This is a genomic window from Desulfoluna spongiiphila, assembly GCF_900101345.1.
Classification (GTDB): Bacteria; Desulfobacterota; Desulfobacteria; order Desulfobacterales; family Desulfolunaceae; genus Desulfoluna; species Desulfoluna spongiiphila.
In genome coordinates this window covers 15,772-28,711 of sequence record NZ_FMUX01000031.1, presented here as the reverse complement: position 1 = coordinate 28,711, position 12,940 = coordinate 15,772, and the positions used below count along the sequence as shown (strand labels likewise).

Annotated in this window: 9 protein-coding genes; 3 read left to right on the top strand and 6 right to left on the bottom strand. The window is 58.6% G+C overall.

Annotated features, from left to right (window positions below; all coding sequences use genetic code 11):
* Positions 1 to 351 precede the first annotated feature (351 nt).
* From BLQ12_RS25395 to BLQ12_RS25385, 3 genes are all read left to right on the top strand, one after another.
* Entirely contained in the window at positions 352 to 1,272 is a 921-nt protein-coding gene (locus BLQ12_RS25395) for a dihydroorotate dehydrogenase (protein WP_092215549.1), read from the top strand.
* A gap of 493 nt (positions 1,273 to 1,765) precedes the next feature.
* Positions 1,766 to 2,224, top strand: coding sequence for a DUF2147 domain-containing protein (locus tag BLQ12_RS25390; protein ID WP_217640406.1), 459 nt, complete (start codon positions 1,766 to 1,768; stop codon positions 2,222 to 2,224).
* Positions 2,225 to 2,314: 90 nt separating this feature from the next.
* A complete protein-coding gene (locus BLQ12_RS25385) occupies positions 2,315 to 2,887 on the top strand; it encodes a chalcone isomerase family protein (protein ID WP_092215546.1) in 573 nt (190 codons plus the stop codon).
* Positions 2,888 to 3,317: 430 nt separating this feature from the next.
* On the opposite strand, the gene ilvC is transcribed toward BLQ12_RS25385, so the two are convergent.
* The 6 genes from ilvC to ilvD form a co-directional block, all read right to left on the bottom strand.
* Positions 3,318 to 4,784, bottom strand: a complete 1,467-nt coding sequence (gene ilvC, locus BLQ12_RS25380; RefSeq protein WP_092215545.1) for a ketol-acid reductoisomerase — start codon at positions 4,782 to 4,784, stop codon at positions 3,318 to 3,320.
* 153 nt (positions 4,785 to 4,937) lie between these two features.
* Positions 4,938 to 6,476, bottom strand: a complete 1,539-nt coding sequence (locus BLQ12_RS25375) for a 2-isopropylmalate synthase (protein ID WP_092215543.1) — start codon at positions 6,474 to 6,476, stop codon at positions 4,938 to 4,940.
* A gap of 448 nt (positions 6,477 to 6,924) precedes the next feature.
* On the bottom strand, positions 6,925 to 8,505 hold the full coding sequence (gene cimA, locus BLQ12_RS25370; protein WP_092215542.1) for a citramalate synthase: 1,581 nt from the start codon (positions 8,503 to 8,505) through the stop codon (positions 6,925 to 6,927).
* Between the two features lie 135 nt (positions 8,506 to 8,640).
* A complete protein-coding gene (gene ilvN / locus BLQ12_RS25365; protein WP_092215540.1) occupies positions 8,641 to 9,126 on the bottom strand; it encodes an acetolactate synthase small subunit in 486 nt (161 codons plus the stop codon).
* Between the two features lie 111 nt (positions 9,127 to 9,237).
* Entirely contained in the window at positions 9,238 to 10,923 is a 1,686-nt protein-coding gene (gene ilvB / locus BLQ12_RS25360; protein ID WP_092215539.1) for a biosynthetic-type acetolactate synthase large subunit, read from the bottom strand.
* Between the two features lie 126 nt (positions 10,924 to 11,049).
* The gene (gene ilvD / locus BLQ12_RS25355; protein ID WP_092215538.1) at positions 11,050 to 12,717 is read right to left on the bottom strand and encodes a dihydroxy-acid dehydratase; all 1,668 of its coding nucleotides are present in this window, start codon (positions 12,715 to 12,717) and stop codon (positions 11,050 to 11,052) included.
* Positions 12,718 to 12,940 lie beyond the last annotated feature (223 nt).

The following is a 12,940-nucleotide window of genomic DNA, read 5'->3' as shown; positions in this document are numbered from 1 at the left end:
TGTCTATTTCTTTTTTTTATCTGAGCCCTAAGTGATCAGCCCAATCTACCTCAGACTGCCAGAGTGACTTTCACAGTAACTGAATAGTTACCCCGTTTTTTTAAAACCTGTTTGTTAAACTTTTTAAAAGTTTAGCCCCCGGCAGGGCCGCCGGAGGCACGCTTTTCGCTTTGTCCTTCCTTTACAGTTCCCCCCCGGAGCATTCGCGAACCCCGGGGTGTTGCATGGGGGCTGTCTGTGGTATAGTGCGCAATTCGGATCGGTACCCATGGATTCCGCCGGAAAAAGGGGCACCCCTTGAGCGTTTACGGGCGGGCAGACAAGTCACCATCAACACAGACGAAAGAGATCATGAGCCAGACCATTAATACATCAGTGGATATCGGAGGCGTACGCCTCGCCAACCCGGTGATGACCGCATCGGGAACCTTCGGGTACGCAATGGAGTTTGACGAGGTGCTCAACCTCAACCGGCTTGGGGGTGTCGTCATGAAGGGGCTCTCCCTGTACCCCTCCAAGGGCAACCCACCCCCCCGCATTGCGGAAACCTCCTGCGGCATGCTCAACGCCATCGGCCTTGAGAACGTGGGGATCCAGCGGTTTATCAAAGAGAAACTCCCCGTGATGAGGGCCTTTGACACCAAGGTGTTTATCAATATTTACGGCAAGACCGTGGAAGAGTATGCCGCCATTGCCGATACCGCAGAAGGGGTGGAGGGCATCCACGGCATCGAGATCAATATCTCCTGCCCCAACGTCAGCGCGGGCGGCCTGGCCTTCGGTGTGGATCCTGTGGCAGCCTCCAATGTGGTCAAGGCCGTCAAGGCAAAGACCACCCTGCCCGTCATGGTCAAACTCAGCCCCAATGTCACGGACATCACCGAGATTGCCAGGAGCGTGGAAGGGGAGGGGGCCGATTCGGTTTCCCTGATCAACACCCTCACCGGCATGGGCATTGACATTCACACCCGAAAGCCCCTGTTGGCTAACGTGGTGGGTGGGCTCTCCGGCCCTGCGGTGAAGCCCGTTGCCATCCGCATGGTGTACCAGGTGGCAAAGGCCGTGAAGATTCCGGTCATCGGCATGGGGGGCATCATGACCGCCGACGACGCCGTGGAGTTCCTCATTGCCGGGGCATCCGCCGTTCAGGTGGGCACAGCCAACTTTGTGTACCCCGACGCCGCCGAGAAGGTGGTGGACGGCATCGAGGCCTTTCTCAAAGAGAAGGGAATCAGCGATGTCAACGATCTCATCGGGAGCGTGGAAATCTAAGCCTCCGGCGGCAAGGTGTGCCACCTTGAAAGCTGATTACGGCTGTGCTTTGCCCCTCGTTCCTCGGGTCAAAGCACAGCCGTATTTCTCGTAAAAAATGGTCTTAAAGCCTGTTTGTTAAACCCGTCGCCCTAAGGTCAGGCAAAAAGTATAGCCCCGCCGGAGGCATAAGCTGAGCAGTGACCAGAAAAGATAGTTTTTGAAAGCCGCGTTTTTACGCGGCTTTTTTTATTGGGGCAGGTCGTCTTGCGAACACTCCGCAGGCAGTTCGGGGGGGCACCATACGCCTTTTGAGACGATCACGCGTCTTCCCCCTCTCCCCACCCAATCCCCGGATTCAGCGTCTATAGAACGGAGGATGGTGAATATCCTTGCTTTTGACACCTATCTTTGTTTAAAAAGACTGAACATAGTTAGGGTTTATGTCTGGTGTCTTTTCATTTGGCTTGTCGTTTGATCTTTAACCGACGTAAAACGATGGAAAGGGGGATTTATGAAACGCAGCATCTTTGTTCTTCTGTTCATGGCCGTCTTTTGCCTTCCCGGAGCGGGCCTTTGCGAGATTTCGGCGGATGATATCCTGGGGCAGTGGTACACCAAGGACAACGAGGCCGTCGTTGAGATCTACAAAGATGGCGAGACCTATGCGGGGAAAATTGTCTGGCTTGCAGAGTCTGTGGCCACCGATGAGAACGGAGCCCCGGTTCTTGATGCGAATAACCCCGATCCTGATAAAGCCCGGCAGCCCGTTCTCGGCATGACCCTGGCCCACGGGTTTTCCCATGTGGGGGGACGGGACTGGGAAAACGGTCATATTTACGATCCGGACAATGGAAAGACCTACAAGTGCCTCATGAAGTTGAAGAAGGGGGGCAAGAAGCTTAAAGTGCGGGGGTTTATCGGGGTGTCCCTTTTGGGGCGCAACGAATACTGGACGCGCAAAGGGCAATAAATCGTTTTTTATCGTGTTGCTGATACGCATTGCATCGGCCCGGGCTGCGGGCCGACGTCATACCGACCATCAAACTTAGAAGGAGGAAATATGTGTAAGCGAATCGTGATGATACTTCTGGCCCTCTGCCTTGCGACGGGCACAGCTTTTGCCGTGGATGCCAAGGATGTCACCTTCCCGGAGAAGGTCACTTTTGACGATGTGGACCTTGTCTTCAACGGCTCGGGTATCCGGGTCAAAAGTTTTGTAAAGCCCTATGTCGCTGCCCTTTTCCTCCAGGAGAAGAACTCCGACGGTGAGGCCGTGGTCAAGGCCGATGCCCCCATGGCCATCCGGCTCTACATCACCAGCAAGCTCATCACCTCCAAAAAAATGTCCAAGTCCACCCGCAAAGGCTTTAAGACCTCCACCAACGGCAACACCGCTCCAATCCAGGCGGAAATCGACCAGATGATGGAAGTGTTCAGCGAAAAGATCCACGTGGACGACGTCTACGACATGGTCTACGTCCCCGGCATCGGCACCAGCATCTACAAGCAGGGAGAAAAGAAGGCCACCATCAAAGGGTACGAGTTCAAAAAAGCCCTCTTCGGCATCTGGCTCGGCGCCAAGCCCACCACCGAAGCCCTCAAGGCCGGCATGCTGGGACAATCCAACGGATAGAGGTTCGCACATGCTCCGTCCCTTCGTTCCTCAGAGACGTCACATGTGCTGACGGGCTTCGCCCGTGAGTTATTCGAGCCTCTTTTTGTTGCCTGAACCGTGCTTAAAAAAAGGTAACCATTCAGCTTATGCCTCCGGCGGGCCTGCCGGGGGCTAAACTTTTAAAAAGTTTAATAAACAGGTTTTAGAAAACAGATTCAGGCCACTCCAAATTAAAGGCGAATGTGATTTTCCCCGAGGAACGAGGGGGAAAGCGCATTCGCAACCTGCTTTCAAGGTGGCACACCTTGCCGCCGGAGGCAGCTTTACGAAAAAAGAAAAGGTGGAACCGAAAATTCGGTCCCACCTTTTTTATTTCAGCTCAGTCTCCACACCGCCGAAGGCGGTACGTAGAAAGAAAATGCGGTCGCGATGCGACCGCGTTTTCTTTCTACAAGATAGCTTTCATGGCGGTCATGAAGCTGCGGAGCTCTTTGCCGATGACTTCCACGGGGTGGTTGCGGATGGCCTCGTTCACATCGATGAGGGCCATGTTATCCACGCCGTTGCCGTCGGCTGCAAGGCCTTTTCCGATGATGTCGGTTTCTACGCTCTTCATGAAGTCGGCCAGAAGGGGGACGCAGGCATTGGCGAAGAGGTAGCAGCCGTATTCCGCGGTATCTGAAATGACTTTATTCATTTCGTAGAGCTTTTTGCGGCTGATGAGGTTGGCGATGAGGGGGGTCTCGTGGAGAGACTCGTAGTAGGCGGACTCCTCTTTGATGCCTGCGGCCACCATGGTCTCGAAGGCCAGCTCGACGCCTGCCTTGACCATGGCCACCATGAGGATGCCGTTGTCGAAGAACTCCTGCTCGGAGATCTCCATGTCCCCTGCTACGGACTTTTCAAAGTTGGTCTGGCCGGTCTCTTCACGCCATCCCAGGAGCTTGGCGTCGCCGTCTGCCCAGTCGGCCATCATGCCTTCGGAGAAGGCACCGCCCATGATGTCGTCCATGTGCTTGTTGAAGAGGGGCCGCATGATGGTCTTGAGCTCTTCGGAGATGTCGAAACACTTGATTTTGGACGGGTTGTCCAGGCGGTCCATCATGTTGGTGATGCCGCCGTGCTTGAGGGCTTCGGTGACGGTCTCCCAGCCGTACTGGATGAGCTTGCTGGCGTAGCCGGCCTCCATGCCCTTTTCGATCATCTTGTCGTAGCAGAGGATGGAGCCGGTCTGGAGCATGCCGCAGAGGATGGTCTGCTCGCCCATGAGGTCGGATTTTACCTCGGCAATGAAGGAGGAGAGAAGAACGCCTGCGCGGTCTCCGCCGGTTCCGGCGGCGTAAGCTTTGGCGATCTCAAGGCCGTCGCCGTTGGGGTCGTTTTCTTTGTGGACGGCGATGAGGGTGGGGACGCCGAACCCGCGCTTGTACTCTTCACGTACCTCGGTTCCGGGGGATTTCGGGGCAACCATGACAACGGTTAAGTCCTCGCGGACCTGCATGCCCTCTTCAACGATGTTGAAGCCGTGGGAGTAGGCCAGGCAGGCGCCCTTTTTCATGAGGGGCATGACGGCCTTGACCACGTTGGTGTGCTGTTTGTCCGGGGTGAGGTTCAGGACGAGGTCGGCGGTGGGGAGCATCTCTTCGTAGGTGCCGACTGCAAAACCATTCTCTGTGGCATTCAGGTAGGACTGGCGCTTCTCGTCGATGGCTGCCTGGCGCAGGGTGTAAGATACGTCAAGGCCGCTGTCGCGCAGGTTCAGGCCCTGGTTGAGACCCTGGGCCCCACAGCCGACGACGACGATTTTTTTGCCTTTGAGCTTCTCCACGCCGTTGAACTCGGAGGAGTCCATGAAGCTGCATTGGCCAAGCTGTTCCAGTTGAAGGCGTAAGGGAAGGGTGTTGAAGTAGTTCATCTTTGGATGCTCCATATCATAAAAATAAAGATTAATGGGCCATATTGGCTTGCAGGGGCCGCCCGCGGGCAGCCCGGGTTTTTTACCTGTTTGGTAAGCTTTTCAAAAGCTTGGCCACCGGCTTGGCCGCCGGAGGCCTTTTTTTATATAAACCTATATCACATCACAGGATGTGACGGGGTTCGACTTGAAATATTCAAGCCGGTTGAGACCGTTGATGTAGGCCTTGGCGCTGGCCGTGATGATGTCCGGGTCGGCGCCGCGTCCCAGGGAGACGTAGTCGCCTTCCTGCATGCGGACGGTCACCTCGCCCTGGGCGTCGGTGCCCCCGGTGAGGGCGCCGATGGAGAAGCGCAGGAGTTCGGGCTCCCGTCCGGCAATTTTTGCGATGGTGTTGAAGACCGCGTCGATGGGGCCGTTGCCTTCAAAGGCTCCCTGCTTCACCTTGCCGTTGATGCCCAGGCGCACGCTGGCCATGGGGTAGACGGTGGTGCCGGAGGTGACATGGAGGTATTCCAGGGTGTACACCTCGTGGCTTCGCAGGACAACGTCCGTGACCAGGGCTTCCAGGTCTTCGTCCACGATCTCTTTTTTCCGGTCGGCCAGGGCTTTGAAGCTCTCGAAGACGGTGTTGAGCTCCTCTTCGGTGAGGTTGTAGCGCATCTCCTCCAGGCGGGAGCGCAGGGCAAAGCGTCCGGAGAGTTTTCCCAGCACCAGCTTGTTGGTGGTGAGCCCCACGGTTTCCGGCCTCATGATTTCATAGGTCATGGGGTTTTTGAGCATGCCGTCCTGATGGATGCCGGACTCGTGGGAGAAGGCGTTGGCGCCCACGATGGCCTTGTTGGGCTGCACCATGATGCCCGTGATGGAGCTGACCAGGCGGCCCGTGGCATGGATGCGCGTGGTGTCGATGCCCGTCTCCATGGGAAAGGTGCCGGGGCGGGTGTGCAGCGCCATGACCACCTCTTCCAGGGCCGTGTTTCCGGCCCGCTCGCCGATGCCGTTGATGGTCACCTCTGCCTGTCCGGCCCCTGCGGCGATGGCCGCCAGGGTGTTGGCCGTTGCCAGGCCAAGGTCGTTGTGGCAGTGGACGCTCAAGGTGGCGTTTTCCATGCCCGGGGTGTTGGCCATGACGTGGCGCACCAGCTCGCCGAATTCGCTGGGCACGGCGTAGCCCACGGTGTCGGGGAGGTTGACGGTGGTGGCCCCGGCTTCGATGACCGCTCCGAAGATGCGGCAGAGAAAGTCAGGGTCGGTGCGGGATCCGTCTTCGGCGGAAAATTCGACATTCTCGGTGTACTTCCGTGCGTGGCTGACGGCGGCCACAGCGCGCTCCACCACTTCGTCGCGACCCATGCGGAGCTTGTACTCCAGGTGGATGTCCGAGGTGGCGATGAAGGTGTGGATACGGGGTTTTTTCGCGTCTTTGATGGCTTCCCAGGCCCGGTCGATGTCCCCTTCAGAGGCCCGGCACAGGGCGGCCACTTCCGCGTGTTTCACGGTTTCCGAAATGCGGGAGACCGCATCGAAATCACCGGGGGAGGATGCGGGAAAGCCCGCTTCGATGACGTCCACGCCCAGAGCGTCCAGATGGGTGGCGATGCGCAGTTTTTCCGCGGTGTTCATGCTTGCGCCGGGTGACTGTTCGCCGTCTCGTAAGGTGGTGTCAAATATGGTGATGGTTCTGTTCATGGTTTTGTGCTCCGAAAATTGGGTCTGCAAGTTTGTCTTGTGGTTCTAACGATGTGTCGTTTGAATTCAGGCAAACCCAGTGAGCATGGACCGCAGGATGCCTGCGGCGTCTCCTGCGGTCATTGTCACCTCTTTCATGGTACGGGGCCTCCTGGTCCCCTGTGGATGGTCTGGCGGCCGTGGGGGCCGCCGTGCATGTATGAAAAACAAAAGCTTACAAAAGGGAAGCCTCCGGCGGCAAGGTGGGCCACCTTGAAAGCTGGTTACGAATGTGCTTTGCCCCTCGTTCCTCGGGCCAAATCACATCCGTATTTGTGTCGACGTAAACTTAAAATATGGTTTTAAAACCTGTTTGTTAAACCAGTCGTTATAAAATCAGGCAAAAGTTTAGCCTCCGGCAGGGCCGCCGGAGGCACAAGCTGATCAGTATGTTGCCAAAAGAGTCCGGCTATTTTTTCTTGGCCAGCTTGTACTGAAAACTGTCGGCCAGGGCTTCGAAGCTCGCTTCGATGATGTCTTCGGAGACGCCGATGGTGCTCCAGATGTCGTCGCCGTCGCGGGATTCGATGAGGACGCGGACCTTGGCTTCGGTGCCGCCCCGTCCGTCCATGACGCGGACCTTGAAGTCCACGAGGTGCATGGTCTCCAGCTCCTTGTAGAACCGGCTCAGGGCTTTGCGCAGGGCGTTGTCCAGGGCGCTGACCGGGCCGTGGCCTTCGGCCGCCGTGATCTCGCTTACGCCGCCCACGTTCACCTTGACGATGGCGTGGGAGGTGCAGGGCCGGTCCTTGTCCTTTTCGATGGTGACCCGGAAAGATTCCAGATCGAAGACCGGTTCGTACTGGAGAAGGAACTTGTCCATAAGGACTTTAAAGGAGCCGTCGGCCACCTCGTACTGGTAACCTTCCTGCTCCAGCATCTTGATTTCGTTTACGATGCGTTTGGAGTCAAACTCCGGGGCGTCCAGGTCGATGCCCATCTCCTTGGCCTTGTACTCGATGTTGCTCCGGCCCGCCTGGTCCGAGACCAGGACACGGCGTCTGTTGCCCACATCCTCCGGGTCGATGTGTTCATAGGAGAGGGGCTCTTTCATCACGGCGCTGACATGGACCCCGCCTTTGTGGGCAAAGGCGCTCTTGCCCACAAAGGGGCGGGAGGCCAGGGGGATCATGTTGGAGGTCTCACTCACAAAGCGTGACAGGGGTTTCAGCTTTTTCAGGTTCTCTGCTGAAACGCAGGGGCGCTTCAACTTCAGGTTGAGGATGGGAATGACCGAGGTCAGGTCCGTGTTGCCGCATCGCTCTCCGTATCCGTTGATGGTGCCCTGCACCATGATCGCTCCTGCCTGCACGGCGGCGATGGAGTTGGCCACGGCCACGCTGCAGTCGTTGTGGGCGTGGATGCCCATGCGGATATCCCTGCCAGTCTCGGCATCAAGGGCGGCTTTGACCGTCTCCAGGATCTCGGTCACTTCGTGGGGCAGGGTGCCTCCGTTGGTGTCGCACAGCACAATGATATCCGCGCCCCCGGAGAGGGCCGCCGACAGGGTTTTCACGGCGTACTCCGGGTTGGCCCTGTAGCCGTCGAAGAAGTGCTCGGCGTCGTAGAGGACCTCCCGCCCGTGGCCTTTGAGAAAGGCGACGCTCTCCTCGATCATGGCCAGGTTTTCCGAGAGGGTGTTGCCCATGATGTCCACCACGTGGAGATCCCAGGTTTTGCCGAAGATGGTGATGGCCGGGGATCCGCAGGCCACCAGGGCCTTTAAGTTGGCGTCTTCCTCTGCGGGGATCCCCTGCCGTCGGGTGGAGCCGAAGGCGGTGATGCGGGCGGTAACGAACTCCGTGGATCGTGCCAGCTCGAAAAACCGGTCGGCAGCCGGGTTGGAGCCGGGCCATCCGCCTTCGATGTAGTGGATGCCCATGTCGTCCAGGCGCTGGGCCACTTTTATTTTGTCCTCCGGCGAAAAGGAGATGTTCTCCCCCTGGGCGCCGTCGCGCAGGGTGGTGTCGAATATCAGGACCGGTTCCATGTCATTTTGCTCCGGGTGTCTTCTTGAAAAATATGAGCCCCATGGCGAAGGTGCGCACGCTTGGTGCCTTCTTTCCGTGCGCACAGGCCATGCGGCTGTCCCCGGCTTTTAGGGCCGGGGCTTCCCTTGTTGAGATCAGTTGCCGCGGTAAAGGGCAATACTGCCGGTGCGGACGATCTCCTTGATACCCATGGGGGTGACCAGCTCAATAAAGGCTTTGAGCTTGTCTTCCGTGGCCGTGGCCTGGATGGTGACGTGTTCCGGGCCCACATCCACGATCTTGTAGCGGAAGATGTCCACGATGTTGATGAGCTCGCCGCGGTTGTCCGCCTTGGCATGGACCTTGATAAGGGCCAGCTCCCGCTGGACGTAGTCCGATTCGGTGAGGTCGTGGACGGTGACCACGTTGATGAGTTTGTGCAGCTGTTTTTTGATCTGCTCCATGATGTTGGGATCTGCCGTGGTCACCATGGTGATGCGGGAGATCTCGGGCTCGTTGGTGGCTGCCACGTTGAGGCTCTCGATGTTGTAGCCGCGGCCGGAGAAGAGGCCGACAATCCGGGAGAGAACGCCGGGCTCGTTGTCCACCTGAATGGAGAGAATGTGTCGTTTGTCGCTCATGGGTCGATTTCCTTCGTATCTGTATGGGGGCCGAATCCCGGCCGCCCGTGACGGTTCAGGGTGCGATGGCGTTAAACGGCGGCCCTGCCCGCGGCAGGGCCGGTCCACGGATCAGACAAGGAGCATGTCGGTGATGGCCTTGCCCGCCGGGACCATGGGGTAGACGTTTTCTTCCCGGTCCACCATGAACTCCATGATGACAGCCCCTTCGGTTTCAAGGCCCTCTTTGAGGACGGCCTCCACCTCTTCGGGTTTGGTGGCCCTGAGCCCTTTGGCGCCGTAGGCTTCGGCAAGTTTGACGAAGTCAGGGTTGTGGTCCAGGGTGGTGGCGGAGTAGCATTTGTCGTAAAAAAGGTCCTGCCACTGGCGCACCATGCCCAGGTATCGGTTGTTGAGGATGATGACCTTGATGGGCAGTTTGTGCTCCACGGCCGTTGCCATCTCCTGCATGTTCATCTGGATGCTGCCGTCACCGGCCACGTCCACGACGAGTTTGTCCGGGCAGGCCATCTGGGCGCCGATGGCCGCAGGCAGGCCGAAGCCCATGGTGCCCAGGCCCCCGGAAGTGATGAACTGGTGGGGCCTGTTGAAGTGGTAGTACTGGGCGGCCCACATCTGGTTCTGCCCCACCTCGGTGGTGACAATGGCATCGCCCTTGGTCATCTTGAAGAAGGTGTCGATGACGTACTGGGGCTTGATGGTTTCCTGCTGGTCGTAGGCCAGGGGGGTGGTTTTTTTCCACGCCTCGATCTGGTTGTTCCACTCGGTGCGATCCGGTGTGTTTTCGGTCACCGCCTCTTTTTCCAGCAGCTCGTTGAGCTTTTCCAGGGCGATTTTGCAGTCGCCCACGATGGGCACGTCCACCTCGATGTTCTTGTGGATGCTGGTGGGGTCGATGTCGATCTGGATGATGGTGGCGTTGGGGGCGAAATCATCGGTTCGGCCCGTGACGCGGTCGTCAAATCGGACCCCTACGGCCAGCATCAGGTCGCACTGGCTGATGGCCATATTGGCACGGAAGGTGCCGTGCATCCCCGGCATACCCAGCCAGAGGGGATCGGTTCCGGGGAAGGCCCCCAGGCCCATGAGGGTACTGGTGACGGAGATGTTGGTGCTTTTTGCCAGCTGGGTCAGGGCCTCTGAGGCCCCTGAGAGCACCACGCCGCCGCCTGAAAAGATCAAGGGGCGCTTTGCGTTTTTGATGAGCCCGGCCACGCGGGAGAGCTGCTTGACGTTGGGCTTGTACGTGGGCTTGTAGGTCCGCATGGAGATGTCCTGGGGACCGTTGACCTTGGCCTTCATGGCCTGGATGTTTTTGGGGATGTCCACCAGGACAGGGCCGGGGCGACCGGACCGGGCCAGGAAGAAGGCTTCCCGTAAGATTCGCTCCAGGCTGTCGATGTCCTTGACCAGGTAGTTGTGCTTGGTGCAGGGACGGGTGATCCCCACGATATCCACCTCCTGGAAGGCGTCGTTGCCGATGAGCTGGGTGGGGACCTGGCCGGTGATGATCACCATGGGGATGGAGTCCATGTAGGCCGTGGCGATGCCGGTGACGGTGTTGGTGGCCCCGGGGCCCGAGGTGGCCAGGCAGACGCCGGTGCGGCCCGTGGCCCTGGCAAATCCGTCGGCTGCGTGCACCGCCCCCTGTTCGTGGCGTGCAAGGATATGTCTGATATCCGTCCTGGCAAGTTCGTCGTAGATATCGATGACCGCACCACCCGGGTATCCGAAGATGGTGTCAACCCCCTCTTCCTTCAACACTTTCATCAGGATTTCTGTTCCTGTGAGTTCCATTGCAGACATTCCTTGATCCTTTGCTTGTTTGACGACGGGGAAACGCCTTGTCCCGTCGCCGTTGTCATCGTCAAAATTCTTATAAAACTGAGTAAACGGCCGCCGAAGCGGCCGGTAAGTCCATGGTTACTTGACCACAGCCCCTTCGCTGGCCGAGGAGACCATGCGGGCGTAGCGGCTCATGTAGCCCCGGGTGATGCGGGGGGCAGGTGCCGTCCATTCGGCTTTGCGCTTTTCAATGGCCATCTCGGGGATCATCAGCTCGATGCTCTTGGTGGCGATGTTGATGCTGATGAGGTCCCCTTCACGGACGAGGCCGATGGGACCGCCCGATGCCGCTTCCGGGGAGACGTGGCCGATGGCCGCGCCGCGTGTGCCGCCGGAGAACCGGCCATCGGTGATAAGGGCCACGGATCCGTCTAAGCCCATGCCCGCGATGGCGGAGGTGGGGGTGAGCATTTCGCGCATGCCCGGACCGCCCTTGGGACCTTCGTTGCGGATGACCACCACGTCGCCTTTGGTGATCTTGCCGGCCATGATGGCTGCAGAAGCCTCTTCTTCGGATTCAAAGACCCGGGCCGGCCCTTTGTGCTGCATCATCTCGGGAAGGACGGCGGACTGCTTGACCACGCATCCGTCCGGGGCGATGTTGCCGAAGAGGACGGCAAGGCCTCCCTCTTCGTGGTAGGGGTTGTCCCAGGGGCGGATGACGTCGGGGTCCAGGACGCCCGCGTTTTTGATGTTTTCACCCACAGAGGCTCCGGTGACGGTGATGCACTCGGTGTCGAGGCGTCCCTGATCGGCCAGGATTTTCAAGATGGCCTGGATGCCGCCTGCGCGGTTCAAGTCTTCGATGTGGTCCTTGCCGCCGGGGGACAGGGAGCAGAGGTGCGGGGTGATCTTGCTCACCTCGTTGATGAGGGACAGGGGCACCTCAACGCCCGCTTCATGGGCGATGGCCTTTAAATGGAGCACGGTGTTGGTGGAGCAGCCCAGGGCCATATCCACGGCCAGGGCGTTGGCAAAGGCCTGTTCGGTGAGGATCTGGCTGGGGGTGATGTTCTTTTCCACGAGTTCCAGGATCTTCATGCCCGCCATTTTGGCCAGGCGCTCCCGGGCGGCCATGACCGCAGGGATGGTGCCGTTGCCGGGCAGGCCCATGCCGATGGCTTCGGTGAGGCAGTTCATGGAGTTGGCCGTGAACATGCCGGAGCAGGAGCCGCAGGTGGGGCAGGCAGAGTCCTCCATGGCGGTGAGCTCGTCTTCGGTCATTTTTCCGGAGAGAACCGCCCCCACGGATTCGAAGACGCTGATGAGGTCCACCTTTTCATTGGGGCGCTCGGGGTGGCGACCGGCCAGCATGGGGCCCCCGCTTATAAAGATGGAGGGGATGTCGAGGCGCGCGGCGGCCATGAGCATGCCGGGGACGATCTTGTCGCAGTTGGGGATCAGCACCAGGCCGTCCAGGGCGTGGGCCGTGGCCACCACCTCCACGGAGTCGGCGATGAGCTCCCGGCTTCCCAGGGAGTAGCTCATGCCGGTGTGGTTCATGGCGATGCCGTCGCAGACGCCGATGGTTCCGAATTCCACGGGCATGCCGCCTGCCATATAAATGCCTGCCTTGACCGCCTCGGTGATGCGATTCAGGTGGGTGTGGCCCGGAATGATGGTGTTGGCCGAGTTGGCGATGCCGATGATGGGGCGCTCAATTTCGGTGTCGGTGTAGCCCATTGCTTTGAAGAGGGAACGGTGCGGGGCTCTCTCCACGCCCTTTTTGACATTGTTGCTTTTCATGACGTGCTCCATAAAAAAAAGCCGTTATCAGCTTGGGCTGATAACGGCTTTTTTTTTGTGTGATATTTATTTTAAGCCATTACCAGTCGCCTTTATGTAGACGAATCCCAATCACGGGCACAATGCCCACTACAAGAATGAGAATCACAATAATAAGGTTGGTAATCGCTTTGGCGTCGTTCATGAGTCCGGGTTTCCTAAATAGATTCATTTGATCGTCACT